Annotated in this window: 25 protein-coding genes, 1 tRNA gene and 1 pseudogene; 15 read left to right on the top strand and 12 right to left on the bottom strand. The window is 63.9% G+C overall.

Features of this window, described 5'->3' with window-relative positions; all coding sequences use genetic code 11:
• Positions 1-72: 72 nt before the first annotated feature.
• The 3 genes from NKJ11_RS08845 to NKJ11_RS08855 are packed head-to-tail and all read left to right on the top strand — an operon-like array spanning position 73 to position 2,769.
• Positions 73-807 carry an SDR family oxidoreductase gene (locus NKJ11_RS08845; RefSeq protein WP_352793150.1) on the top strand — a complete coding sequence of 245 codons (735 nt, stop codon included), beginning with the start codon at positions 73-75 and terminating at the stop codon, positions 805-807.
• A gap of 2 nt (positions 808-809) precedes the next feature.
• Positions 810-1,877, top strand: a complete 1,068-nt coding sequence (locus NKJ11_RS08850; protein ID WP_352793090.1) for an ABC transporter ATP-binding protein — start codon at positions 810-812, stop codon at positions 1,875-1,877.
• Between the two features lie 10 nt (positions 1,878-1,887).
• Complete coding sequence (locus NKJ11_RS08855; RefSeq protein WP_013528979.1) at positions 1,888-2,769, top strand: MurR/RpiR family transcriptional regulator; 882 nt, start codon at positions 1,888-1,890, stop codon at positions 2,767-2,769.
• A 17-nt stretch (positions 2,770-2,786) separates the two neighbouring features.
• Here the strand turns inward: NKJ11_RS08855 and NKJ11_RS08860 are convergent, their stop codons facing one another.
• Entirely contained in the window at positions 2,787-3,104 is a 318-nt protein-coding gene (locus NKJ11_RS08860) for a DUF167 family protein (protein WP_128304095.1), read from the bottom strand.
• A gap of 13 nt (positions 3,105-3,117) precedes the next feature.
• Positions 3,118-3,408 (bottom strand): YggT family protein, encoded by a 291-nt coding sequence (locus NKJ11_RS08865; protein ID WP_023811703.1) that lies wholly within the window; start codon positions 3,406-3,408, stop codon positions 3,118-3,120.
• 259 nt (positions 3,409-3,667) lie between these two features.
• Between NKJ11_RS08865 and NKJ11_RS08870 the strand changes: the two genes are divergently transcribed.
• The 6 genes from NKJ11_RS08870 (at position 3,668) to NKJ11_RS08895 (ending at position 7,341) form a co-directional block, all read left to right on the top strand.
• Positions 3,668-3,743: transfer RNA gene (locus NKJ11_RS08870), tRNA-Ala, on the top strand.
• A 326-nt stretch (positions 3,744-4,069) separates the two neighbouring features.
• On the top strand, positions 4,070-4,819 hold the full coding sequence (locus tag NKJ11_RS08875) for a helix-turn-helix domain-containing protein (protein WP_128304096.1): 750 nt from the start codon (positions 4,070-4,072) through the stop codon (positions 4,817-4,819).
• A gap of 530 nt (positions 4,820-5,349) precedes the next feature.
• Positions 5,350-6,312, top strand: a complete 963-nt coding sequence (locus tag NKJ11_RS08880) for a SagB/ThcOx family dehydrogenase (RefSeq protein ID WP_352793091.1) — start codon at positions 5,350-5,352, stop codon at positions 6,310-6,312.
• 67 nt (positions 6,313-6,379) lie between these two features.
• Positions 6,380-6,634 (top strand): hypothetical protein, encoded by a 255-nt coding sequence (locus tag NKJ11_RS08885; protein WP_023811699.1) that lies wholly within the window; start codon positions 6,380-6,382, stop codon positions 6,632-6,634.
• 4 nt (positions 6,635-6,638) lie between these two features.
• Positions 6,639-6,896 (top strand): hypothetical protein, encoded by a 258-nt coding sequence (locus NKJ11_RS08890; protein ID WP_352793093.1) that lies wholly within the window; start codon positions 6,639-6,641, stop codon positions 6,894-6,896.
• 121 nt (positions 6,897-7,017) lie between these two features.
• Positions 7,018-7,341, top strand: coding sequence for a hypothetical protein (locus tag NKJ11_RS08895; protein WP_352793095.1), 324 nt, complete (start codon positions 7,018-7,020; stop codon positions 7,339-7,341).
• Between the two features lie 150 nt (positions 7,342-7,491).
• Here the strand turns inward: NKJ11_RS08895 and NKJ11_RS08900 are convergent, their stop codons facing one another.
• The 4 genes from NKJ11_RS08900 to NKJ11_RS08915 form a co-directional block, all read right to left on the bottom strand.
• Positions 7,492-8,436, bottom strand: a complete 945-nt coding sequence (locus NKJ11_RS08900; RefSeq protein ID WP_352793096.1) for an energy transducer TonB family protein — start codon at positions 8,434-8,436, stop codon at positions 7,492-7,494.
• Positions 8,433-8,900: a TonB system transport protein ExbD gene (exbD, locus tag NKJ11_RS08905; protein ID WP_352793097.1), complete on the bottom strand. Its 468-nt coding sequence runs from the start codon at positions 8,898-8,900 to the stop codon at positions 8,433-8,435. Before exbD ends, NKJ11_RS08900 begins: the two co-directional genes overlap by 4 nt.
• Before the next feature lie 4 nt (positions 8,901-8,904).
• On the bottom strand, positions 8,905-9,870 hold the full coding sequence (gene exbB, locus NKJ11_RS08910) for a tonB-system energizer ExbB (protein WP_352442128.1): 966 nt from the start codon (positions 9,868-9,870) through the stop codon (positions 8,905-8,907).
• A gap of 65 nt (positions 9,871-9,935) precedes the next feature.
• Positions 9,936-10,727, bottom strand: a complete 792-nt coding sequence (locus NKJ11_RS08915; protein WP_164762277.1) for an ATP-binding cassette domain-containing protein — start codon at positions 10,725-10,727, stop codon at positions 9,936-9,938.
• A 215-nt stretch (positions 10,728-10,942) separates the two neighbouring features.
• Between NKJ11_RS08915 and NKJ11_RS08920 the strand changes: the two genes are divergently transcribed.
• The 5 genes and pseudogenes from NKJ11_RS08920 (at position 10,943) to NKJ11_RS08940 (ending at position 18,553) form a co-directional block, all read left to right on the top strand.
• Positions 10,943-13,126, top strand: coding sequence for a TonB-dependent siderophore receptor (locus NKJ11_RS08920; RefSeq protein ID WP_352793099.1), 2,184 nt, complete (start codon positions 10,943-10,945; stop codon positions 13,124-13,126).
• A 25-nt stretch (positions 13,127-13,151) separates the two neighbouring features.
• Positions 13,152-14,012 carry an ABC transporter substrate-binding protein gene (locus tag NKJ11_RS08925; protein WP_352772706.1) on the top strand — a complete coding sequence of 287 codons (861 nt, stop codon included), beginning with the start codon at positions 13,152-13,154 and terminating at the stop codon, positions 14,010-14,012.
• Positions 14,009-16,012 (top strand): Fe(3+)-hydroxamate ABC transporter permease FhuB, encoded by a 2,004-nt coding sequence (gene fhuB / locus NKJ11_RS08930; RefSeq protein ID WP_352793100.1) that lies wholly within the window; start codon positions 14,009-14,011, stop codon positions 16,010-16,012. Before NKJ11_RS08925 ends, fhuB begins: the two co-directional genes overlap by 4 nt.
• A gap of 109 nt (positions 16,013-16,121) precedes the next feature.
• Entirely contained in the window at positions 16,122-17,846 is a 1,725-nt protein-coding gene (locus tag NKJ11_RS08935; RefSeq protein ID WP_352442124.1) for an ABC transporter ATP-binding protein, read from the top strand.
• A 36-nt stretch (positions 17,847-17,882) separates the two neighbouring features.
• A pseudogene (locus NKJ11_RS08940) lies at positions 17,883-18,553 on the top strand (cysteine hydrolase family protein).
• Between the two features lie 229 nt (positions 18,554-18,782).
• On the opposite strand, the gene NKJ11_RS08945 reads toward NKJ11_RS08940, so the two are convergent.
• Both NKJ11_RS08945 and NKJ11_RS08950 read right to left on the bottom strand, forming a co-directional pair.
• On the bottom strand, positions 18,783-19,724 hold the full coding sequence (locus NKJ11_RS08945) for an LLM class flavin-dependent oxidoreductase (protein ID WP_127414918.1): 942 nt from the start codon (positions 19,722-19,724) through the stop codon (positions 18,783-18,785).
• A 109-nt stretch (positions 19,725-19,833) separates the two neighbouring features.
• Positions 19,834-19,989, bottom strand: a complete 156-nt coding sequence (locus NKJ11_RS08950; protein ID WP_023811179.1) for a hypothetical protein — start codon at positions 19,987-19,989, stop codon at positions 19,834-19,836.
• A gap of 290 nt (positions 19,990-20,279) precedes the next feature.
• Here NKJ11_RS08950 and NKJ11_RS08955 point away from each other — a divergent pair, with 290 nt between their 5' ends.
• Positions 20,280-21,047, top strand: a complete 768-nt coding sequence (locus NKJ11_RS08955; protein WP_352722573.1) for an SDR family NAD(P)-dependent oxidoreductase — start codon at positions 20,280-20,282, stop codon at positions 21,045-21,047.
• 208 nt (positions 21,048-21,255) lie between these two features.
• Here NKJ11_RS08955 and NKJ11_RS08960 read toward each other — a convergent pair whose 3' ends face one another.
• The 4 genes from NKJ11_RS08960 to NKJ11_RS08975 all read right to left on the bottom strand — a co-directional run bounded on the left by NKJ11_RS08960 (position 21,256) and on the right by NKJ11_RS08975 (position 25,967).
• Positions 21,256-22,200 carry an ABC transporter permease gene (locus tag NKJ11_RS08960; RefSeq protein ID WP_352793101.1) on the bottom strand — a complete coding sequence of 315 codons (945 nt, stop codon included), beginning with the start codon at positions 22,198-22,200 and terminating at the stop codon, positions 21,256-21,258.
• The gene (locus NKJ11_RS08965; RefSeq protein WP_127329777.1) at positions 22,197-23,252 is read right to left on the bottom strand and encodes an ABC transporter permease; all 1,056 of its coding nucleotides are present in this window, start codon (positions 23,250-23,252) and stop codon (positions 22,197-22,199) included. The genes NKJ11_RS08960 and NKJ11_RS08965 overlap by 4 nt, the downstream gene beginning before the upstream one ends.
• Positions 23,252-24,763, bottom strand: coding sequence for an ABC transporter ATP-binding protein (locus tag NKJ11_RS08970; protein ID WP_502900189.1), 1,512 nt, complete (start codon positions 24,761-24,763; stop codon positions 23,252-23,254). Before NKJ11_RS08970 ends, NKJ11_RS08965 begins: the two co-directional genes overlap by 1 nt.
• Before the next feature lie 172 nt (positions 24,764-24,935).
• A complete protein-coding gene (locus tag NKJ11_RS08975; RefSeq protein ID WP_352613373.1) occupies positions 24,936-25,967 on the bottom strand; it encodes a BMP family protein in 1,032 nt (343 codons plus the stop codon).
• Positions 25,968-26,095 lie beyond the last annotated feature (128 nt).

Genomic DNA, 26,095 nt, shown 5'->3' on the forward strand with positions numbered 1-26,095 from the left:
TTCGAAGGCAGGGCCGAGTTCGAAGGCAGGGCCAAGTTCGAAGGCCGGGCCGAGTTCGAGGGCAAGACTGTCGTGGTGACGGGTGCCGGCGGCGGCCTCGGCACGGCCATCGTGGCGCTGATGGCGCAAAGAGGCGCCAGGGTCGTCGGTTGCGATCAGTCAAGCGAGGCGCTGGACAGTCCGCACCTTGCCTCCCGCCATGTCTTCGATCTTCTCGACAAGGCATCGATAGCCACGGCGGTCGCCACGATCCTAGACCGGGATGGCGTGCCCGACATTCTCGTCAATAATGCCGGCTGGACGCGCGCCGAGACGATTTCAGCACTCGATCCCGACAGAATAGAGCAGGAACTCGATCTCAACCTGACTGGCGTGATGAACTTCGCCGACCCGCTGGTCAAGGTGATGGCTGGCCGCGGCTCAGGCAGCATCGTCTTCATCTCGTCGGTCAACGCCATCGCGCATTTCGGCAATCCGGCCTATGCCGCCGCCAAGGCCGGCATCAACGCCTATGCCAAGGCGATCGCCGTCGAGCTCGGCCGCAGCGGCCTGCGCGCCAATGTCGTCTGCCCGGGATCGATCCGCACCGCCGCCTGGGACCACCGCCTTGCCAAGGATCCCGAAATCCTCGGCAAATTGCAGCGGCTCTATCCGCTCGGCCGTATCGTCAACGCTGCGGAAGTGGCGGAAGCCGTCGCTTTCCTTGCGTCCGATCGCGCATCGGGAATAACAGGCGTGGTGATGCCGGTGGACGCGGGACTGACCGCCGGCTGCCTACCCTTCATCGACGACATTCTGGGAGCGTGACCATGACCGATGTCGAGTTTCGTGATCTGTCGAAATCCTTCGGGCAGCACAAGATCCTCGAGAACATCAGCCTCGACATCAAGAGCGGCGAGTTCGTCGTCCTGGTCGGCCCGTCCGGCTGCGGCAAGTCGACCTTGCTGCGCATGTTGGCCGGGCTGGAGACGATCACGTCGGGCGACCTGTTGATCGGCGGCGTGCGCGCCAACGCGCTGCCGCCGCAGCAGCGCAACATCGCCATGGTGTTCCAGTCCTATGCACTGTTTCCGCATCTGAGGGCAGCCGACAATATCGGCTTTGGCCCGAAGATCCGCGGCGAGACGCGCACCGTGGTCGACGAGAAGGTCAAGAAGGCGTCCGGCGTCCTCAATCTCTTCTCCTATCTCGACCGCTACCCCCGCCAGCTGTCGGGCGGCCAGCGTCAGCGCGTCGCCATGGGCCGCGCCATCGTGCGCGAGCCGTCGGTGTTCCTGTTCGACGAGCCCTTGTCCAACCTCGACGCGCAACTGCGCGTGCAGATGCGCGTCGAGATCAAGGCGCTGCACCAGCGGCTGAAATCGACGATCGTCTATGTCACCCACGACCAGATCGAAGCCATGACCATGGCCGACCGCATCGTCGTGATGGACCGGGGCAGGATCCAGCAGGTCGGGGCGCCGCTGGAGCTCTATGACCACCCGGCCAACAAGTTCGTCGCCTCCTTCCTCGGCTCACCGTCGATGAGCTTTGTGTCGGGTTCGCTCAAGACATCATCTGAGAAAAGCTGGTTCGAGTCGGCCGGTGGCGGGCGGCTTGCGCTTGCCGGCAAACAGGTGCCGGCGGACAGCGCGGTGGAGGCCGGCATCCGGCCCGAACATTTTGTCATCGGCGAGGCTGTCGACGCGATGGCGATCAGGGTGGATGTCGTCGAGCCCACCGGCTCCGAAACCCATGTCTACGGCGCTATCGGTGCTGATACGGTACGTGCCGTGTTCCGTGACAGGGTGCCGGTCAGGCCGGGAGACCTGCTCCCGGTCTCGGTCGATCCCGGCAACATCCATCTGTTCGACAAGGCGACGGGGCTGCCTCTATGAAAATAGCAGCATGAAGACGCCGGCCGACATCATCACGCGCCTGCAGCTGATGTCGCAGGACGGAACGAAGTCGGATCGCAAGCTGGCCGGCTTCGTCTTGGCAGACCTCGATTTCGTCTCCAAGGCAGCGATCTCGGAAATTGCCGCCCGCGTCGGCGTCAGTGAGCCAACGGTGACGCGGTTCTGCCGCAATCTCGGCTGCGAGGGCCTGCGCGACTTCAAGTTCTATCTGGCGCAGGCCATCGCCATCGGCGGCCAGTATCTGTCGCCGGAACCGTTGAGCCGCGATGCCCGCGAACAGCGCATCGCTTCCGCCATCACCGAAGCGGCGATATCGGCCATCCAGCGCGCCAGCGAAAACCTCGACATGACGACGCTGGTCGCCGTCGCCGCACGCATCGCTGTTTCCGGTAATGTGCTGTGCATCGGCTCCGGTGGCATTTCGTCCATGATGGCGACCGAAATGCAGAACCGGCTGTTCAGGCTTGGCGTGTCGGTGCTGGCGCAGATCGACGGACAGTTGCAACGCATGTACGCCGCCGTCGCCACCCCTGACACCACGCTGATCGCCTTCTCTGTCTCCGGCTATGCGCGATCGGTCATCGATGCGGTGCAGGTCGCCCAGCAATATGGCGCCACCACGATCGCCATCACCCCGCCGGACTCCGCACTCGCCAAGGTCGCCGACACGGTCATCCATTTCCAGTCGCTCGAGGACGGCAATATCTACAAGCCGACATCGTCGCGCTATGCGCTGCTGTCGATCGTCGACATGATCGTCACCTCGGTCGCCGAGACGCGCGGACCAAGGGTTCTGGAAAATCTGCGCCGCATCAAGCAGAGCGTGAACACGTTGAAAGTCGACGATCCGCGTTTGCCATTGGGCGATTGAACCCTCCGGCAAGGACATCAGGACTGATGGCCGAGCGCCTCGATGCTATTCGCCAACGTCGCCGGATCGCCTTCAATGCGCACGGTCTTCAGCCGCGCGGTGCCGCCGGCGACAACCGAGACAGCGGACCCGGGCACGCCCAGAGCCTTGGCCAGCAGCTTTTCGAGCGCATGATTGGCGTCGCCGTTTTCCGGTACGGCGCGGACGCGCGCTTTCAGATGGCTTCGCCCGTCCGCCGTGGCCTCGAAGCCTTCGAGCCTGTCCAGCGCAGCCTTTGGCGTCAGCCGGACAAACAACTCGGCGCCGTTTTCGCGCAGGCGAAACGGCGTGCTCATAAGGTCATCCTGCTCACAGGATCAGAGGCGCCACCGTGGTGAGCAGAAACTGCCGCAGGAAGAACAGGATCAGAAGCAGGATGATCGGCGAGATGTCGATGCCGCCAAGGTCCGGCATGAAGCGGCGGATCGGCCGCAACGCCGGCTCGGTCAGCCGGTAGAGCATGTTGCCGATGCTGCCGACGAACTGGTTCTTCGAATTGACGACGTTGAAGGCGTAGAGCCAGGAAAAGATCGCCGAGGCGATGATGATCCACCAGTAGAGGTCAAGCGCCATGACGATTGTTTGAATGAGGGCGAGCATGCCGGTCTCCAATTGTTGCCGACATGTAGCCATTGCACGCGAAGCCGGCAAGGGCCGCCTTTCTGTGGGGCGCCAATGCCGGCTCGGTCGGACCTGTAGGGCTGCATGTCGCGACACCCCAACGAAGGCACGACTACACAAAACCGGCAAGGGCCGCTTTCCGCCGGCGCCAGCTCGACGCTTGACGGCACTGGATTTCGGCAAACCTCCGCCTTGACAGGAAACCGCGGCGCCCGATAAATGCGCCCATCCGCTGGACGGGGCTGTAGCTCAGCTGGGAGAGCGCGTCGTTCGCAATGACGAGGTCAGGAGTTCGATCCTCCTCAGCTCCACCAGTGGAATAATTCTCCACTCTCCGCGCCAGATGCGGTCCGCGACGCTCGTCCCGGCTTGCCCCGCGTTAGCATTGCTGTGCCCAGCGCACCTTAAAAGGCCGCGCTACATCGCCTATTTCGCAATATCCGGCAAAATTTTTGTCAATTGGACTTATGGCGGAAGCGCTCACCGATTGTTTCCGTTTTTTTTGGAAACCACCCCACTAAATTGACGTTACCAAATCAGTTTTTCTGTGCGTTGTGACCAGGGCGTTTCGGCGGGGGCGACCGGAGGCGCTATATCGATTTCGAGTCGAAATGAAAAATCCGCCTGCGGAAGCAAAGACGTGTCAATTCGCGAGAATCTCGCTGTAAACCTTAGACGGCTATGCAAGGAACATGCCTCCGTAAGTGCGGTGTGCCGTGAGCTGCACATCAACCGCACGCAGTTCGAACGCTACCTGCAAGGGCAGACCGTTCCCAACAAGGCCACCGCCAAGCTGATATGCGATTACTTTCGGATCGACGAGGCCGAACTGTACCAGGATCCCGGCGCACCCGAGCCGGCGATGCGTGGCTTGCCGCCGGTGTCCGAGAGCCTGTTCAACCAGATGATCCGCCCTCCCAGTCCTTCGATCGCGGGCGGCACCTATTTCACCTATTTCTCGATCCCGGGCCGCCTAGACCTCCTGATGCGCTCGGTGACCTTCGTGCGGCGCGAAGCCGAACTGGTCACCTTCCGAAGGGTCACCGGATGGTCGGAGCGCCGGGGATCGACCTGGGCACGAGCGCGCGGCAATCACTATGGCGTGGCGATCTCGCGGCTGAACTGGATTTATTTCAGCGGCATCAATCGCCGCCAGACCGGGGAGCCGTCGCTGATCTCCGTGCAATGGGCTCCCATCTCCGAACCGGTGCTGATGGGCAAGGCCATGCTACTGACGGAGGCCGGCCCGGCATTCGTGTCCGTCATCATGCGGCGCGACATCGCCAACATCCACCGAAGGGATGCCATCAGCATGGCGCATGTCATCAATCTCGACGATCCGGGCGTCGATCAACTGGTTGTCAGCCTCACCCGGGACGGGTTGGGCTAACCCCTCGGATCGTCGTGTCTTACGCCAAATAAGAATAAGCGTACGCCGATAAAGCGTATGCCAACGATTGTCTACTCTGTATCTGAATAAAATCGATATTTTACACTTTAATGCCAGGAAAGATAATCCACAGGCCCGTCTTAGGCTCGTGGTTTTACTATAATTTTAACAAACCATTAACTCTTCCGACCTTACCTTTCTTCACGCGGATCCCGTTCTGGGGGTCTTTCAATGGATCCCAAATTGGGGTCAGGAAAGGGATGAAAATGGCCAAGAAAGCGACCAATGCTCCGAAGCTGACGATTGCCGCCGGCACGCAGGCCGTCTTCTTTTCGCAGGGCATGCACTACAACAAGCGCTGAAGCCGTTCTGCGCCGACGAGCGTCTTGCTTGTCGGCGCCTCGGCTCCGCAGATGGCAACCAGCTTCATGAAAATGCGCTCTTCTAAAACGCTTGTTTTCTACCCCGGACCGAACAAGGTCACGGCATGCAACTTCCTGACCAGAAGCGTGTTTGAATGCAGCCCCGACATGGTCGGCCTTCTCGCATCGTGGGACAAATGGGCATCGACGGCGGACATTGCCCGCGCCCATGGATGGTCGAAGTCCGAGTTGAAGGCTGTCGTTCCCCAGTTGCTCGATTTCTCCGCCCTGGTCACAGCCGGATCGCCTCTCGCCGAGCAGGAGGAACAGTTTTCAGGACAATGGAGTTGGGGGCTTCCGACGGCGCTGATGCATTTCTGCGTCCAGGACAGCGAATACATGACCATCGAGCAAGCGGAAGAGCGGCAGATAGAACGCGCCGGCCATACGCCGCAGCCGAACCTCATGCTCAAGAATTCCGCGGGCGCCATCCAGCTGCCGAATGCACTGGAAGACAATGAACTTCTTAGCTTGATGGCGCGGCGCCGCACCAACCGCACGGCGGCTCAGCCCACCATCACGGCCAAACAGCTTTCCGATTGCCTGTTCGCAGGGCTCGGCATCATCGGCGAGACCGCCAATTGCGTTGGCACCCTGCCGCTCGGCATGACCCCTTCAGGCGGCGCGCGAAATCCCTATGAGGCCTATGTGGTCGCGCTCGGCGTCGATGGCCTCGAACCCGGTGTCTATCACTATTCCGCCGCGGATCACGACCTTGGCAGGATTTCCGCAAACCATCTGCCGAAGATCTCCGAACTGGTCGGCGGACAGGAGTGGGCCGACGCCATGCCGTGCCTGGTCCTGCTTTGCGCCAAGCTCGATCGCACGATGTGGAAATATGAGGACGCCAACGCCTACCGTGTCGTGCTGATCGAGGCCGGCCATATAGGCCAGAACATCATGCTGGCGGCAACCAACCATGGCCTGTCGGCATGTCCGACAGCCGCGCTCAGTCATTCTGCGGTCAAGCGGCTGCTTGGTCTCGACAGTCTCACCGACGCACCGATCTATGCCTTGACCCTCTCGACCCCGGAAAGAGATCCCTCGACGGCGGGCCAATCCATCAATTAGTCGACCAACTATGTGCATCGCGACCAGTAACGCGTTCCCTAGGTACAATCAGAGACAGGAGCAGCACGTGCCAAATCAATCCTTACGCCAGTCGGAAATCGATAGCCTTCAATATATTTCGTCGATGACCAATGAGCTCGTGCAGATGGCCGAAGCCAGCCGTTTTCCGATGATCTCCTATCTGCTCGGCATGGCCTATGCAGAGGCCTTCGACGTTCTTCGCGGCGCACGGCCGGCCAGGCATGCGCAGCTCAGCGGCAACCCGCTGCACCCCAAGGCGCAGGCAAAAGACACCCGGGCCGTCCAGCCACGGAGAGCGTAGCGACATGCAATCGTCAGCCGCATGCGCGGTGGCCGGCTCGACCTCCTCAAACCGTTGGGAGACACTGTGCGCGTTGCAAAGCCTGCTGCCCTTGCTGAAGAAGGCCGCGACGGACCTGCGCCGCGCCGACATAGTCTACTGGTTCGAGCAGGCCGACGCCGAGGTCGCCAACATCATCAGGGGCCACCCCTCCGATGCAACCGCAATCCCGGCCCTGATTGCATCCTGCCCGCAGGACCGGCAGTCGGTCGCTCAAGCTTGATGCATGTCGCCCGCCCAAACGCGACGCGTTCATTGGCGCCGCTGAAAATGCTCTGATCACCAGTTTTTCAATTTCGGACCGGAACCTATTGCGCGTCTGGAATGCCAAGGGGGACCTGCACATGAACATGATAGTCAACATCAGAAGCGTCGATGCCAGGGAAAGCATTTTCAGCCGGCTCGACGTCTTGATCGCCAGGCGGCCGCCATCGCCTGACGCGGCGCGGGTCGAGGCCCGCCAACTCGTCTCGATGGCGATTGCCGACAGCTGCCAGGCCGACAGTCTCTGGGGTTCAGTGGACGCTTTCCACGCCCATTTCGACTTCATGATGCAGACCATCGAGATCAACGGCGCCGCCGATGACCCGGGCCTCGGGCCCTTGCGCACGAAATGCCGATTCTATCTCGAACAGGTCGAGGCCCTGAGCCTGTCACTGGCCTATTGACAGGCCGGCCCGATCAAGTTCGGCTCTAGAGCAATTCTAGGAAAAGTGTGAAGCGGTTTTCCCGGGAAAAGCGCGTAGCGCTTTCCCTAGAGAATTGCGTCAAAACAAAGAGTTAGAGCAGCTCGCCGTTTCCGTGAAACGGTGAATGCTCTAGTTGCGCAGGCTGAACACGAATGGCGCTGTACGGCTCAGACGCGAACCAAGTTCCGGTGGCGGTGCCGGCACCGTGGCGCCTTGCAGCACGGCGAGCGCCGCACGGTCCAGATCCGCATCCCCCGAGGAACGAGAGAGCCTGGCGGACAGGACCCGGCCGGACGAGTCGACCGTGAAGGCGACATACGGCCTGCCTTCGACGCGTCGGGCCTTGGCAGAACTGGGATAGCGCGTGTGCCGCTTGATCCAGGCACCCAGACGGGAGTCCCATTTGCTGGAGTCGCCGGAGCGAGACGTCGATTCGGCCGACTTCGGCGCGGCGGTCCTGGCCGCGGGCCGTGCGTCGGCGCTGGTGGCGGTTGCCGTCTTCGGCGGGGCTGCCTTCTCCTTCTTAGGCCGCGGCTTGGGCTTCTCGAGAGGCTTTTTCGCCTTGGCCGCGACCGGTTTCTTGTCTTTGACAGCTTCGACCGGTTTCGGCTGCGGCAAGGGAATGACGACGTCGGGCGTGACAGCCTCGGCAACATCGGGGACGACCTCATCCGGCGGCGGCTGATCGACCTCTTCAATCGTTTCGGTCTGGGTGGGTTCTGTCTCGTCTGGCGCGACCGCTTCCGGCGGCTCGACAACCGGCTCCGCCTTTTCGACCGGTTCTTCAGGTGTCGGCTCGGTCGTCGGTGTCGGTTCGGTCTGATCTGGCGTCACCGCATCCAGCGCGGCGACCTGTTCTTCCACGGCCGGCATCACCACCATCGGTGCCATCTCGATCATCTGCGCGGGGGGGGGACCGCCATCCGCTTCGGTGACCATTGTGAGGTTCTGCACTGCATAGGCGACCGCGACATGGGCTCCAAGGACCAGCGCGGCAGCACCGGCCCACAAGCCAAGGTCGCGCCAACCGAAGCGCGACAACTGGACCGAGGGCACAGCGACCGCCTGCGTCATGGCGTCGACGCACCCGTGGCTGCGGGCGCCGGAGAATTGGACGCGGGAGCCGTCTCCAGGCCGACCAGCGCGATCTTCAGATAACCGGCGCCGCGCAATAGGTTCATCGCCTCCATCAGGTCGCCATAGGCGACCGCCTTGTCGGCGCGCAGGAAGATGCGTGTCTGCTTGTCGCCCTTGGTCTTGGCGTCCAGCGTCGTGGCGAAAGCCGGGCGCGGCACGCTGTCATTACCGATCGCCAGCGTCAGATCGTCCTTCAGCGTCAGGAACAGCGGTGTCTCGGGCCTCGGTGCGGGCGTTGCCGTCGAACCAGGCAGATCGACATTGACATCCACCGTGGCCAGCGGTGCCGCGACCATGAAGATGATCAACAGCACCAGGATGACATCGATGAACGGGGTGACGTTGATCTCGTGGCTTTCCTCGAGATCATCATCCATGGCCTGTCGGATTCTGCTTCCCATGGCGCTACTCCGCCGCCAGTGGCGTTGCCGGCGCAACGGTGCGAAAGTCCAGGTCGCGGCTGACCAGCCGTTCGACCCCGGCCGCGGCATCGGCGAGGATCTGCCGATAGCCGGCTATCGAACGGGCAAAGACGTTGTAGATGACGACGGCCGGTATGGCCGCGACCAAACCCATCGCGGTGGCCAGCAGCGCCTCGGCGATGCCCGGCGCGACCACTGCGAGATTGGTGGTCTGCGCCTGCGAGATGCCGATGAAGGCGTTCATGATGCCCCAGACCGTACCGAACAGGCCGACGAAGGGCGCGGTCGAGCCGATCGTCGCCAGCACGCCAGTGCCGCGCGACATGCGCCGCGCCGCCGCCGCCTCGATGCGCGACAGGCGCGACGTGACCCGTTCCTTGAGGCCGTCGCCCGAGACATGATCGAGCGCGCCGGCCGAGAGTGCGGTCTCCTCCTCGGCCGCCCGCACCAGCAGCGCGCCGGGACCGCCGCTGCGGTCAAGGGTACGGCTGGCCTGCTTCAGCGTGGCGGCCCCGCCGATCGCCCGCACGGCGCGACGGATGCGCAGTTTGCCGCCGAAAAGCTCCAGCGACTTGGCCAACCATATCGTCCAGGTGACGAGGGAGGCAAAGGCCAGCCCGATCATCACTGCCTTGACGACGATATCGGCCGCCATGAACATGCCCCATGGCGACAGGTCATGCGGCAAGGTCATCTCCATCGCCGTCGAAGGTCCGGTCTCGGCCGGCGCGGCCGTATTCGGCTGCGTGCCTGGCTGCGAAGGCGCCATTGTGGCCGGCGGAGCGACTGCCGGTGCGGCGGGTGCGGGTGCAATCGGCGCTGGGGCTGCGGGCACGGCGGGGGTTTCGATCGCCGGCGCGGCACCGGCGGGTTGCTCCTGGGCCATCGCGCTGCCGGCCGACAGGATGACGGATGCGACCAACGCCGCCAACAAACCAGTTCTCGACAACAGCTTCTTCCTTGTTCTCACAGCGGCCTGCCGCCTTTTATTTCCCGCCGCCGCATCAGATATTGTCACTGCACATAGCCGACAGGCTGGCCGGTGACGGGGTGCGCGAACACGCCCATCTCCACACCGAAAATGCCTTTCAGCACATCGCTGCGCATGATTTCGCCGGGCGTGCCGCGCGTCAGCAGCTTGCCGTCCTTCAGCGCGATCAGTTCGTCGCAGTAGCGCGCCGCCATGTTGGGATCGTGCAGCACGACGACGACACATAGGTCGCGTTTGCGGCTGAGCTCCTTGACCAGCCCGAGCACCTCGACCTGATGGGCGATGTCGAGTGCCGAGATCGGCTCGTCGAGCAGCATGACGCCGGCGTTCTGCGCCACCAGCATGGCGAGCCAGGCGCGCTGGCGCTCGCCGCCCGACAATTCGTCCACCAGCCGGTCGGCAAAACCCTCCATATCGGTCAGGGCCAGCGCCTCCTCGACATGCTGCCTGTCCTCGGCGCGGAAACGGCCAAGCGCGCCATGCCAGGGATAGCGCCCGAGCGTCGCCAGTTCGCGCACGGTCAGGCCGGTCGCCGCAGGCGTCGTCTGCGGCAGATAGGCAAGCGCGCGGGCAAATTCGCGGGCACCCCATTGCGGCAACGGACGCCTGGCGAAAGTGATGGCGCCTGAACTCGCCGGCTGCTGGCGCGCCATGAGCTTGATAAGCGTCGACTTGCCCGAACCATTGTGGCCGATCAGCCCATAGACGCGCGAGCGCTCCAGTTCGAGCGAAACCGGACCGAGCAGCGTCCGCTCGCCGACGGCAAAGCGTACGGCATCGATATGGAAGGCAGTCTGGGCATCAATTCCAGCCATGCTCATGGCTTTTCTCCAGTGCGGCCGCCCGCATTTCCAGATTCCGGCTTTCGACAGGTCATGCCCGGTTGACTATGAAACATGACCTTACTAGTCAACATTGAAGATGACTGCAATGATCAACAAATCGTCGCGACCGGCGATATCGGCACGGAATTGGGAAATAGGAGGCGCACCGGATGATTTCAGGACATGGACCGATTTGGCAGAACCGGATGGCGCGCAAGCGCCTGCTGATCGCAACGGTGTCGCTGCCGGCCCTGCTTGGCTGCGGCCATGCACTGGCCCAGGAGACGGTCACCACCACCCTGGACCCGATCAACGTCCAGGAACGTGTCGAAAGCGCATTCGGGCCGGTTAAGGGCTACGTTGCCACCAAGGGCTCCACCGGCACCAAGACCGACACGCCGCTGATCGAGACGCCGCAATCGATATCGGTCATCACCAGGGACCAGATGGAAGCGCAAGCCGTCGACAGCCTGAACAGCGCGTTGCGCTACACACCCGGCGCCACCGGCAATCTCTACGGCACCGACAATCGCGGCCTCGGCCTGCAGTTGCGCGGCATTTCGAACGCCAGCGGCGTCTTCTACAGGGACGGGCTGCAGCTCAAGGAGAGCAATTTCACCCTGTTCACCGCACTCGATTCCTATGGCGCGGAACGCTACGAGGTGCTGCGCGGACCGGCGTCGGTGCTTTATGGCCAGGCAAGCCCCGGCGGCATCATCAACTATGTCAGCAAACGGCCAACCCAGGAAAACCTGCGCGAGGTCGAATTCGGTGGTGGCAGCTTCAACCGGTATGAAGGCAGGTTCGACTTCAGCGGTGCCGTGAACGCCGACAAGTCGCTGCTGTTTCGCCTCACCGGTGCCGCTCACATGGGCGACACGCAGACCGATTTCGTCAAGGACGACCGCATCTTCATCGCGCCGGCGATCACCTGGCAGCCAGATGCCGACACCAGCCTGACCATCCTCGCCAACTATCAGCGCGATCGCTCGGGATGGGCGATGCAGTATCTGCCTGCCTACGGCGCGGTCATACCGGGCAAGGACGGCAAGCACCTGCCGAACAGCATGTTCGTCGGCGAACCCGGCTTCGACTCCTACAACAACGACCAGGCCTCGATCGGCTACGAATTCGATCACCGTTTCAACGAAACCTGGCAGGTTCGACAGCATGCCCGCTACGTCCACCTTACCCACTCCGAGGAAGGCGTCTTTGGTGGCGGACTGACGGACTCGAACGGCCTGGAACCTTCAAGCGGCGACTACTACCGTTATGCAGATGCCGGTGGCACCAAGCTCAGCGGCGTCACCATCGATAACCAGGCACAAGCCGATTTCGACACCGGGCCGCTTGCCCACACGCTGCTCGTCGGCCTCGACTACAAACGCTACACTTACCGCGACTATGCCTCGGAAGGGACCGTCGAGGACGGTTTCAACGTCTTCGATCCGATCTACGGCTACAAGATCGGTGATCTGACGCCCTATACCGATACCGACACCACCCAGCAGCAAGTTGGCCTCTATGCGCAGGATCAGATCAAGCTCGGCAACTGGCGGCTGACCCTTGGCGGCCGCCAGGATTGGTCGGACGCCAAGGTCTACGACAATCTGGCCGGTGGCTACATTCCCGAGCAGAAGGACAACGCCTTCACCAGCCGGGCGGGGCTCGTCTACCTCGCCGACAACGGGCTTGCGCCCTATGTCAGCTATTCCGAATCGTTCCAGCCGGTGGCGGGCGCCGACAGCGACGGCAATCTGTTCGTGCCCGAGACCGGCAGACAATACGAGATCGGGCTGAAGTACCAGCCGACCGGCTGGAATTCCTTCATCACGGCCTCAGTTTTCGACTTGACCCGGCAGAATGTCGTGCGTTCCGGCAATGAGGGCTCACCCAACGATCTGTTCCAGACCGGGGAGATCCGTTCGCGCGGTGTGGAACTGGAAGCCGTGGCGAGCCTGGATGCGGGCCTCGATATGAGAGCGGCCTACACCTACCTCGACACCAAGATCACCAAGGCGACCGCTGTCGAAGACGTCAACGGCGTCTGGGTCAGCAACGAAGGCAACATGCCCTTCGGCGTGCCGGCCCATTCCGCATCGCTTTGGGCCAATTACACCTTCATGAGCGGCAAGCTCGAAGGTCTCGGCCTGGGTGCCGGCGTCCGCTATGTCGGCTCGACCTATGGCGACGACGCCAACAGCTTCAAGGTTCCGTCGGTCGTGCTCGCCGACGCGGCGGTGCATTACGCCTGGCAGAACGCCACGCTCAGCCTCAATGCCAGCAATCTGTTCGACAAACGCTACGTCGCCTCCTGCTTCTCCTCGGGCTTCGGCTGCTTCTACGGCGAGGGCCGCAGGATCAACGGTTCGGTGAAATACACATGGTAGAAGCAAGGTGGCGGGCCGACCCAAAATGGCGGCGCTGACACGGCGCCAGTATCTTGCCGGCCTCGCCGCGACCGGCCTCGCCTTGCCGGGCGGCATGGCACGCGCGGCACCTGCCCGCGTCGTCTGCCTGGAATGGACGTCGGCCGAAATCGTGGTCTCGCTCGGCCTGTCGCCGCTCGCCGTCGGCGACATCAGGGGTTATGGCGATTGGGTGCAGGGCCCGGCACTGCCGCAGGCCACCGTCGACCTGGGATCGCGCGGCGAACCCAATCTCGAACTGCTCAGGGAATTGCGACCCGACCTGATCGTCGGCGCCTATGGCTATGGCTTGGACGAGAGCAGCTTCACCAGACTGGCGCCGACCTTCAACGTTCCGTTCTACAGCGGCAAGGCTCCACCTTACGCGCAGGCGCAACAGGTGACGCTGCAGCTTGGCGACATGCTTGGCCGTGGGGCGGAAGCAGAAAACCTTGTCGGGCGCATCAAAGCCTCGATCGCGCACGCCCGCGCCAGGCTGGAGCGGGCGGTGCAAAAACCGGTCTGCGTCGTCAGCATGTTCGATGATCGCCATGTCCGCGTCTACGGCGCCGGCAACCTGCTGCAGGATGTCCTCGACCGGCTCGGCCTCGTCAACGCCTGGACCGGCGCCACCAATGAATGGGGTTTTTCGACGGTCGGCATCGAGGAACTGGTCGCCGTCGGCGAGGCGCAGCTGATCTCGCTCGATCCTATCCCGCCGCACATCAGGATCAGGATTGCCCGCAGCTCGCTCTGGGCCAATCTGCCCTGCGTCCGGAACGGCCAAGTGCGGACCATTCCGCCGGTCTGGCCGTTCGGCGGTCTCACTGCTGCCGCGCGTTTCGCCGAATTCGTGGCAGCGGCATGATCGCCCAGGCAATGTCCCTGCCGCGACAGAGCGACGGCATCGGCGCGCTTATCCTGTTGGTAGCCGTGCCTGCGGGGCTGGCGCTGATGCTGACCGTCTTCGATCTCATCCACCTTCTGCCTACGCACCTGTGGTGGCAGGCGCTCACCGCCCCCGACACATCCGATCCAGCGCAGTTGCTGTATCGCTATGCCTTCCTGCCGCGTGTCGCTGTCAGCATGCTGGCCGGCGCTGCACTTGGTCTCGCCGGTGCCATCATGCAGCATGTGCTGCGCAATCCGCTGGCCGAGCCGACCACGATCGGCACCAATGCCGGAGCGAGCCTCGCTCTGGCGGCCGCCACTCTTTACGCACCGTGGCTGCTGGAAGGTGGGCGCGAAGGCGTGGCGCTGGCCGGCGGCGCGCTCGCCACATCAGCCGTTTTCGCACTGGCGCGCGGGCGCAGCTTTTCGCCAGTGTCGATCATCATCGCCGGCCTCGTCGTCAGCCTCTCTTTCGGCTCGGCCGGCGCGCTGCTGATGGCGCTCAACCGCGAATACACCGAGGAGCTGTTCATCTGGCAGAGCGGCTCGCTGGTGCAGAATGGCGACGCGGAGGTCGTTGCTCTGGCGCCGTGGCTGCTGGCCGGCATCTGCGCCGCGTTCCTGCTCTGGCGACCCCTCCGGCTGCTCGATCTCAGCGACGACGGCGCGGCATCGCTCGGCACCCGGCCGGCCGTCATCCGCCTTGCCGGCATGGCTGTCGCCGTCTCGCTCAGCGCGCTGGTCGTCGCCGAGGTGGGCGTCATCGGTTTCGTGGCGCTCGCCGCCCCGGCGCTGGCGCGGCTGGCCGGAGCGCGCACGCTTGGCCGCCGCCTGGTCTGGTCGCCGCTGGGCGGCGGCACCCTGCTCTGGCTCACCGACCGTCTGGTGCAGCATCTGCCGTTCGCCGGCGAAATCCCCGCCGGCACCGCGACCGCTTTGCTCGGCGCGCCGCTGCTGCTGTTCCTGTTGCCGCGAATGCGAACCACTCCCGAAAGGCAGACCGACATGGTGTCGTCGGTACGCCTGCCGTCAAACGGCCTGCCGTTGATCGCGGGCCTGCTGGCGCTCATCCTCGCGGTTGTTCTCGCCATCGGCTTTGGCCGTGGCGCAAGCGGTTGGCACTGGATCGCATCCGCGGATTTGACCGAGCTGCTTGCCCTGCGCGCGCCTCGCGTCGTCGTCGCCCTGTCGGCGGGCGTCCTGCTCGCCGTCGCCGGCACGCTGATGCAGCGCATGACCGACAACCCGATGGCCGCGCCCGAGGTCCTGGGCATTTCCGGCGGCGCCTCTTTCGGCGTGCTGGCGCTGCTGCTGCTCAGCGACGGCTTCGACCGCGCGGCAATGCTCGGCGCCGCCCTCGCCGGCGCCATGCTGGCGCTGACGATCGTTGTTTTGGCCGGGCGGCGCAATGCCCTGTCGCCGGAACGGCTGCTGCTTGCCGGCGTCGCCGTTGCGACGGTCGCGTCCGCCTTCGCCGCGCTGCTTCTGGCCAGCGGCGATCCGCGCATGGACTTCCTGCTCACCTGGCTGTCGGGATCGACCTATCGCGCAACACCCAATGATGCCCTCACCGCAGCAACGATCGCGGTCGCCGTCCTCGCGCTGGCGCCGCTGACCGCGCGCTGGCTCGATATACTGCCGCTCGGCGAAACCGCCGCGCGTGGCCTTGGCCTGCGACTGGGACGTGTTCGCGCCACATTGCTTGCGCTCACCGCATTAGCCACCGCAACCGCGACATTGGTCATCGGCCCGCTGAGCTTCGTCGGCCTGATGGCGCCGCACCTCGCACGCATGCTCGGCTTCCGCCGCGCCGTGCCGCAGCTTCTGGCCTCGGCCATGACAGGCGGGCTGATCCTCGTTGCCGCCGACTGGGCAGGGCGGACGCTGATCTTTCCCTGGCAAGTGCCGGCCGGCCTCATCGCCGCCTTCGTGGGCGGCCCCTATTTCATGGCGCTGATGTGGAAAGGCAGGCAATGAAGTCGGCCCTGGCATATTGCCGGCCCTGCCCTGCCGATTGTAAGCAGCGCCCATCGATGGCGGCCGGCGCCCTCGCCGCGTCCATCAAGACAGCTTGCGGTTCACCTCGATGATCAGACGTTTCCTTTCCTACTACGCGCCCTGGAAGGGGCTGTTCGCGCTCGACTTCTCCTGCGCGGTGCTGGCCGGTCTGCTCGAACTCGGCTTTCCCATGGCGGTCCGCACCTTCGTCGACCAGCTGCTGCCGCAGCAGGACTGGACGCTGATCATCATCGCCTCGACCGGGCTGCTGGTGATCTATCTGCTCAACACGGTGCTGATGGCGGTCGTCACCTATTGGGGCCACATGCTCGGCATCAACATCGAGACCGAGATGCGGCGCAAGAGCTTCGATCATCTGCAGAAACTGTCGTTCCGCTTTTACGACAATCACAAGACCGGCCATCTCGTCGGCCGCGTCACCAAGGATCTCGAGGAGATCGGCGAGATCGCGCATCATGGCCCCGAGGACCTGTTCATCGCCATCATGACCTTCGCCGGCGCCTTCGTGCTGATGTTCACGGTCAACATGCATCTGGCGTTGATCACGGCGGTGATCGTGCCTCTGATCGCCTGGGTGACGATGCGCTACGGCGACCGCATGGAGCGCAACTGGCAGGCGCTCTATCGGCGTGTCGGCGATTTCAACGTCCGCATCGAGGAGAATGTCGGCGGCATGCGCGTCGTCCAGGCCTTCGCCAATGAGGAGCATGAGCGCACGCTTTTCGCGCATGACAACCAGCGCTACCGCCAGACCAAGCTCGACGCCTACCGCATCATGTCGGCCAGCAATTCCCTGAACTATATGGGCATCAGGCTGATCCAGCTCGTGGTCATGATCGCCGGCAGCTACCTCGTCATTACGGGAGGCCTGAGCAATGGCGGCTTCGTCGGCTTCCTGCTTCTGGTCGGCGTCTTCGTGCGGCCGATCGAAAAGATCAATTCGGTGATCGAGACCTATCCAAAAGGCATTGCAGGCTTCCGCCGCTACACCGAGCTGCTCGACACCGAACCCGACATCGCCGACCGGCCTGATGCCGTTACCGCCAGCGGGCTCAAGGGCGACATCGAATATCGCGGTGTGAGCTTCGGTTATGGTGACGGCAAGCCGGTGCTCAGGGATATCGATCTCGCCATTCACGCCGGCGAAACCATCGCCTTCGTCGGCCCGTCGGGCGCCGGCAAGACCACCATATGTTCGCTGCTGCCGCGGTTCTACGAAGTCAGCGCCGGGCGGATCAGCATCGACGGCATCGATATCAGGGACATGACGCTCGCTTCGCTGCGTGGCCAGATCGGCATCGTCCAGCAGGATGTCTTCCTGTTCGGCGGCTCGATCCGCGAAAACATCGCCTATGGCCGTCTCGGCGCCTCCGACGAGGCCATCACCGATGCCGCGCGGCGGGCGCAGCTAGACGGCATGATATCGGGCCTGCCGGCCGGCTTTGACACGATCATCGGCGAGCGCGGCGTAAAATTGTCCGGCGGCCAGAAGCAGCGGCTGGCGATCGCCCGCATGTTCCTGAAGAACCCGCCGATCCTCATCCTCGACGAGGCGACGTCGGCGCTCGACACCGAGACCGAGCGCGAAATCCAGAAGTCGTTGGCCGAACTTGCCGAGGGCCGGACCACGCTGGTCATCGCACACCGGCTGGCCACGATCCGCGGCGCCGACCGCATCGTCGTCGTCTCGGAGTCCGGCGTCGTCGAACAGGGTTCGCACAGCGAACTGCTCCGCGCCGGCGGCATCTATCGGCGCCTGCACGACGCCCAGCATCTGGTGTCGTCGCGCTGATCCACTATGGTGGCGGCCCAAAGCAGGGAGCCCCGGATGATCAAGGCAACGCCCTTCGATTTCCCCTATGACGGCAGGCTGGTGGCCGAAAACACCGCGCTGATCGTCATCGACCTGCAGCAGGATTTCCTTTCGACATCAGGCTACTTCGCCAGGCAGGGCTATGACCCGTCGCCTCTAAGGGCGATCCTGCCGACGGTGAGCCGGCTGATCGCGGCCGCGCGCAAGGCCGGCGTCAGGGTCATCCACACGAGGCAGGGCTATCGGGCCGATATGGCCGATATGACGCCTTACGAAAAATGGCGCCGCAAGCGCGCCGGTCTCGACGGCACCGATATCCTGCTGCGCTCGGGCACGGGGTTCCAGATCGTTCAGGAGATCGATGTGGCGCCGCAGGACATCATTGTCGACAAGACCTGCAACAGCGCCTTCATTTATACGGATTTCGAGCTTGTCCTGCGCGCGCAAGGCATCACGCATCTCATGTTTTCCGGATGCACGACGGATGTCTGCGTCCACACCACGCTGCGCGAAGCCTGCGACCGGAATTTCCAATGCCTGACGATCTCGGACGCTTGCGCCAGCGGCGACAGACAAGCGCACGAAGCAGCGCTTCACATGGTGACAAGGATGGCGTCTTTGGCGCGCTCGCTGATTCCAGCGCTGTCATTGAAGGCTTGTCGCGATTGTCGGGCATGGCGAGTTAGGGCGCCAAGATCAATGCCGGCGGGACAGCACCCCCCTCTGGCCTGCCGGCCATCTCCCCCGCAAGGAGGGAGATTGGCTGTCATCTCGGCTTTCACTAATCGCCAACGTGGCAAGACGAGCGCTGCGGGTGAAGCTGTCGATCTCCCTCCTTGCGGGGGAGATGGCCGGCAGGCCAGAGGGGGGTGTGAAGGATCTCGGCGTTACCGGAATAGCTTTGTAGGCCAGAACTCAGCCCGTTGCGCGCGTCTCCAATCCTGCACGAGACGCATATGCCCCAGGCTGGAATGCCTCGTGTTCGCGACGCGCCAGCGAATTGCGCAGCAGGGCGATGGTTTCCCGGCCGAGCGTTGCGATCTCACGCGGCGTGTCGACGCCGACAATCATGAATTCATCGATCCCAAGGGCTGCATAGGCAAGCAGTGACAGGGCGGCCTGGGCTGGCGGCCCGGCAACATCGACTGCCTTGTGGCCGGAGGCGGAAGCACCTTGGTGAATCCCGACCGGAAGCGCGAAGCGCAGCTTGCCGGCCCGGCCATGTTCGGCGGCGGAGCGGCGCACCCGCTCCATCAATTGCCGGATCTCATCGATCGAGCCCGGCGCCAATTCAAAGACATCGGCATGCCGGCCGGCAACTTTGAGTGCCGTTCCGGACTGCCCGCCCATGCGGATGACCAGGTCGGCGCCGTGCGGTCCCTTGCGCGGCACGTAGCCGCCCTTGATGCTGTAGAACGTTCCTTCGTGGTCGAAGGGCCGGTCGTTCGACCACAGCCGCTTCAGCAGCACCAGATATTCGTCTATGCGCTGCCAGATGACGGTGTGCCCGACCGGCCGTGTTTCGGCGTCGGCGTCGCTCAGCGGCTCGCTGATCATCCTCAGCGCCAGGCGTCCGCCGCTTTTCCTGTCGATCGACGCCAGTTGGCGGGCTGCCACGGTCGGTTCGACCACGCCCGCCCAATGGGTGAGCACGACTTCCAGCGACGAGGTGCGATCGAGCACTTGGGCCGCAAGATCCATGTTGGTCAGCAGCCCGGCCGAATCGTCGACGACGATCTTGCGGAAGCCGCCATCCTCGATCAGCCCGAGCTTGGTCGCGGTCTCGGCAAAGTCGTAGAAAAAGGGAACCGCGGCATCGGCGGTCTTACCCGGAATATGCGTGAACTCGATCGGCATTGCCATGTCCTCCGTTGTGTCGGGCGCGCGAAAGCACGCCGAGGATTCGGTTCATTCAACTCCGATTGCCTGAAAGCGGTGGGCAGCTAACCCCGGTCGATCTGACGACTCAGGGAATAAGGCCCAGAACAACTGCCCCGGTGAACACGAACGCAAGGGCAAAGACGAGATAGGCGAAAGCCCCGGCATAGGCCGGGCGAAAGGCCTGGGCATTGGCCGACCGCTGAGCGCTGCGATCCGTCTGGGCGTTCTGGATGTAGGACATATCGACCTCCGTCTCGGCGATTAATCTATAAAATTGGTAGACTTTGTCGATTGCTATTTTTGGGCTAAAGACAGAATAATTTTCTCCTATGATGCCGGAAGTTGGTAGGCACTTGCTTAGAGGGAGCGCTCGGACGGCCGATCCATATGGCGCGTCCGTTTTTTGCTTCTGCGTCCGAATGGACCTATGGCCTTGCCCTCGCTGCGCTCAATTCGTGGATTGGCCGCCCGGCACGGGCGCGGTAGCATCGCCCAACCAGCAAAGCGAAATCGTCACACAGGGGCAGAAAAATGGGCACAAGACTGGCCGGCAAGGTCGCCATCATTTCGGGAGGAGCGACGGGAATGGGCGGAGCGGCTTCGGAGCTGTTCGCCGCCGAAGGCGCCAAGGTGGCGATCATCGACCGCAACGGCGAGGCGGCCGCCGCAACCGCAGCGGCGATACGCGCGCGGGGACAGATAGCCGAGCATTTCATCGCCGACGTCTCCGACGAAGCCCAGGTCGAAACGGCGGTGAAGGGTGCTATCGAAAAACTCGGACCGGTCACCGTGCTGTTCAACCACGCCGGCACCATCGTCATCAAACCCTTCCTGAAGACGACGGTCCAGGAATGGGACTGGCTGCATGCCGTCAATGTGCGCTCGATGTTCCTGATGACGCGCGCCGTTTTGCCCGGCATGATTGCGGCCGGCGGCGGCTCGATCGTCTGTACTTCGTCGATCTCGGCGGTGGCGGCGACTCCCAACGAAGTGCTCTATGACACCACCAAGGGCGCTTGCCACATGTTCGCCCGCGCCATCGCCGTCGAGTTCCGCGACCGCAACATCCGCTGCAATGCGGTCTGCCCCGGCTTCATCCGCACGCCGCACGGCCTGCGCGAGGTCGCCGACCTCGGCAGGCTCGGCGTCGACGTCTCCGACGCGGCGCTGGCCGCGCAGCAGGGCCGCATCGGCGAACCGGAAGAGGTGGCGAGGGCAGCGCTCTACCTGGCCAGCGACGAGTCGAGCTTCGTCAACGGCACGCATCTGTTTGTGGATAACGGCTTTACCGCGATGTGAGACGCTCAAAGAAGGCGCGAACTTGGCAGGATGCGGGTTCCTCGCCCCCACGAATGGGGGGAGAGGTGGCTCGGCGAAGCCGAGACGGAGAGGGGGAATGGCTCGACCTTGCCTTGCTTCGGCGACAACTCGCCAGCGTCGCAGGCCTCTCTCCGACCGCTTCGCGGCCACCTCTCCCCGCTTTGCGGGGCGAGGAACCCAAGCTTTGCTACCGCTCTTCCCGCCGAAACGGCCTGAGCAGCGCCGACGGTGCCACCGCGTTGCGCGACATCACCGCCATGGCGACGATGGTGAAGATGAACGGCAGCATCAGGAACGCCTCGTAGGGGATGTGTCCGAGCCCGCTGGCCTGCATGCGCAGCTGCAGCGCATCGACGAAGGCGAACAGCAGTGCCGCACCCGCCGAGCGCCACGGATCCCAGCGGCCGAACACGACCAGCGCGATCGCCACCCAGCCGCGCCCCGACACCACGCCGAAGGTGAAAGCGTTGAACTGCGCCATCGACAGGAAGGCGCCGGCCAGCCCCATCAGCGCCCCGCCGAGGATGACTGCCTGGAAGCGCGTGGCGGTGACACTGACCCCCGCCGAATCCGCGGCGCGCGGGTTTTCGCCGACCATGCGCACCGACAGGCCCCATGGCGTGCGGTAGAGCACGAAGGCGGCGAGCGGAATGGCGAGGATCGCCATGTAGACCAGCGCGAACTGGTTGAACACCGCCGTCCCGAGCACCGGGATGTCAGACAGGAGAGGGATCGGCAGCGTCTGAAAACCCTTGATGCTGGGCGGCACTGATTGCTGGCCGAAGATCAGCCGGTAGAGGAAATAGGCGAGGCCCGACGAGAACAGCGTCACGCCGATGCCGCAGACGTGCTGGCTGAGGCCGAGCGCCACGGTGAACAGCGCATGCAGCGCGCCCATCAGCATGCCGGTGAGCACCGCCGCCAGCACGCCAAGCCACAGGCTGCCGGTGAGGCTGGCGGCGGTGAAGCCCGTCATCGCCGACAACAGCATGATGCCTTCGATGCCGAGATTGAGCACGCCGGCCCGCTCGGAAAACATTTCGCCGAGCGTCGCGAAAACCAGCGGCGTGGCAATGCGGATGATCGCGGCCAGGAAGCCGACCTGGAATATCTGTTCGAACACCGCGCTCATCGGGCAACTCCGACGCGGCGGATGCGATAGGCGGTGAACAGCAGCGCCACAAGCATGGCAAGCAATGCGGTGCCCTGGATGACGTCGCTGAGGAAGGCCGGCACGCCGGTCGCCCGCGACATCGCCTCGGCGCCGGTCATCACGGCGGCAAGGAAGATCGCCGCCGGCACGACGCCGAGCGGATTGAGCCGCGCCAGCATCGCAACGACGATGCCGGAATAACCGTAGCCCGGCGAGATGTCGCTCATCACCTGGAAATGCACGCCGCCGACCTCGCCGACGCCGGCCAATCCGGCCAGCGCGCCGGACAGCAGCGCCGTCGAGATCAGCACCCGCTCGACGTGGATGCCGCCATATCTGGCGGCTTCCGGGTTTTCGCCGGTGACCCTGATCCTGAAGCCGAGCGTCGTGCGCACGATCAGGAACCAGATCAGCGGCGCCGCGATCAGTGCCGCGACGACGCCGAGATGCAGCCGCGTGCCTTCGAGCAGCACCGGGAAATTGGCCGAATCCTCGATCGGCGGCGAGATCGGATAGCCGCTGAAACTGTCCTTCCACGGCCCCTCGATCAGCGCCATCAAGGCGTAATAGATGACCGAGTTGAGCAACAGCGAACTGACGACATCATCGACCTTGAATTTTACTCTGAGCGTCGCCGGCACCAACGCGACTGCGGCTCCCGCTGCGGCGCCCGCCACCGCCATCAAGACCATGGCGAGCGGCCCCGGCATTGGAATGGCGCCGACAAAGCAGCTGGCCACCGCGCCGGCAAGCAATTGCCCTTCGGCGCCGATGTTCCAGAATTTTGCTCGGAAGGCGACCGCGACCGCCAGTCCGGTGAAGATCATGGGTGTTGCACGCACCATCGTTTCGGTGATCGCATAGCTGTCGCCCAGCGACGCCGTGAACATCACGCCATAAGCTTCGAGCACGCCGGCGCCGGCCAGCGCAATAAGGCCGCTGCACAAGATGAGCGTTGCTCCGATCGCGAGCAATGGCAGAGCGAGGTTGAACCAGGTCGGCGTCGAGCTGCGGACCTCCAGGCGAAACATCAGCTGTGGCCCTCCGCCCCGGTCATCATCAGGCCGAGCCGTGCGATCGTTGCATCGGCGCTGTCGAGCGTGCTGACGATGCGGCCCTCATACATCACCGCGATGCGGTCGCAGAGCACCAGCAGTTCTTCGAGATCCTCGCCAATGACGACGATGCCGCAGCCCTTGGCGCGCATGTCGAGGAATTTTTCGTGGATGAAGCGGGCGGCTCCGATGTCAAGGCCGCGCGTCGGCTGCGAGACAACAAGCACCTTCGGATCGAAGGCAAGCTCGCGTGCCAACAACGCCTTCTGCAGATTGCCGCCGGACAGCGCCCCGGCGCGGGTCATCGGCCCGGGGCACCTGATATCATAGGCCTTGATCTGCGCCTCAGTGAAGGCGCGGATCGCATCGGGCTTGAGCAGGCCCCTGCTGCTGAACGCTGTGGTGCCGATGCGCGGCAGCACCATCGAATCGGCCAGCGGCAGATTGGTCACCAGTCCGGTCGTCATGCGGTCTTCCGGGATACGGCCAAGTCCGAGCGCCTGCACCTCGCGCGGCGAGAACCGCGAGACCTTTTGGCCGGCAATCGTCATCCGGCCGGCATCGGGCGCCCGCACGCCGGAGATCACCTCCGCCAGCGCCCGCTGGCCATTGCCCGACACCCCGGCAATGCCGAGGATTTCGCCGGCACGGACGGCAAGCGATACGTCGCGCAGCGCCGTGCCCGAATGATGCGAGGTTGAGATACCGTCGAGCGTCAGCACATCAGCACCCGGCGCCGATGGTCCCCGCGCCGGCGGCACGATCTCATGGCCGCACATCAGTGTTGCCATCTCCGAGGATGTCGTGTTGGCCGGGTCATCGACGCGGCCGGCAACGCGGCCATGCCGCAGCACCGTGCAGCGATGCGTCAGCGCCCGCACCTCGTTGAGCTTGTGCGAGATGAAGATGATGCCGAGACCTTGCGCCGCCATAGAACGCAACGCCGAAAACAGCCCGTCGACCTCGCTTGGCGCCAGCACCGCCGTCGGCTCGTCGAGGATCAGCAGCCTGGCGCCACGAAACAGCGCCTTGACGATTTCGAGCCGCTGCTGCTCGCCGACCGACAGCGCCGAGACCGGCAGGTCCGGGTCAAGCACCAGCCCATGCTGGCGGCCGATCTCGGCCAGCCGCGCCAGCCCGCCGGCGCGGTCGATCCGTCCTGTCTTGCCGGGAATGCCGATGAGCAGGTTTTCCAGCACCGTCAGCCGCGGCGCGAGGTGAAAATGCTGGTGCACCATGCCGATGCCGGCGGCCAGCGCATCGGCGGAACTGGTGATCCGCACCGTCTGGCCCTGGATGAGAATCTCGCCGGCGTCGGGCGCATAGGCGCCGAACAGCACATTCATCAGCGTCGTCTTGCCGGCGCCGTTTTCGCCCAGTAGCCCGAGGATCTCGCCGGGCGCGACGCTGAGATCGACGGCCTCGTTCGCCTTGACGGCGCCAAAGCTCTTGGTGATGCCGCGCATTTCGATGAGTGGGGCGGACAAGGATGCTCCTGCGGAGAGAGGCTCTGCTTCACCCTCCCCCTTGTGGGGAGGGTCGGCTCGCAGTCGGAGCGAAGCGGAGATTGCGAGACGGGGTGGGGATGCGCCCTACGAGGACCCCCACCCCGCTCCGCTTCGCGGATCGACCCTCCCCACAAGGGGGAGGGTAAAGAAATCAATCCGAAACCGGCGTATTCTCGTCCACATCCACCCGGAAATTGCCTTCCAGAATCTCCGCCTTCTTCTTTTCGACCAGCTCCTTGACGTCCGCCGGCAGCGTCTTGTCGAACTTGTGGTAGGGCGCCAGATGCGAGCCGCCCTTGGCCATGCGCGAGAAATCGCCATAGTCCTGCGCGGTGAAGACGCCGGCCCTGACCAGTTTGATCGCCTGCTCGACCGTCGGATACATGTCCCAGACCGGACCGGTGATGACCGTGTCGGGGCCGAGACTCGACTGGTCGGACATGTTGGAGATGGCGAGGATCTTCTTGTCCACCGCGGCTTCGATGACACCGAAGCGCTCGGCGTAGATGACGTCGACGCCGGCGTCGATCTGCGCGACCGCCGCTTCCTTGGCCTTGGGCGGATCGAAGAACGAGCCGATGAAGGCGACCTTCTTCTTGATGTTGGGATTGACCTCCCTGGCGCCGGCGAAGAAGGCGTTGACCAGCCGGTTCACCTCCGGAATGCCCATCGCCGCGACGGCGCCGATCGTACCCGACTTCGACATCTTGCCAGCGATCATGCCCGAGAGATAGGCGGGCTCGTGGATCCAGTTGTCGAACACCCCGAAATTGGGTTCCGCCGGGCCGGCGCCGGAGCCGAACAGCCAGGCGGTCTTCGGGAACTGCTTGGCGGTGCGGCGCGATTCGCGCTCGGCGGCGAAGGCGTCGCCCAGCACCAGTTGGTAGCCGCCTTGCGCATATTCGCGCATGACGCGGCTGAAATCGGCGGTCTGCACCTTCTCGGACCATTTGTATTCGATGCCGAGTTCCTTCTCGGCCCTCTGCAAGGCGACATGGATCTGGTTGTCCCACGGCTCCTCGATCGGCGTGGCGAAGATCGCCGCCACCTTCAGCTTCTTGTCCGCCGCGAAGGCGGCGCCCGGCAGCATCGTTGCCGCCAAACCAAGCGCGCCCAGCTCCAGCACATTGCGTCGCGAAAGCCCTTCGCGTTTTGTCTGCGATTTATTGTTCCGGTTTTCCATTGCATTCCCCTCTGTTCGACAGCCGTGTCGAGCCGGCTGTTCGTGAAAATGTCAGACGGGGAAGTATGGAACGACGCCAGACTTTTGTCCACGTGGTCAAATTTGAACCGCGCACCGGATTCTTGATC

Source organism: Mesorhizobium sp. M0243, from assembly GCF_040321775.1.
Taxonomy (GTDB): domain Bacteria; phylum Pseudomonadota; class Alphaproteobacteria; order Rhizobiales; family Rhizobiaceae; genus Mesorhizobium.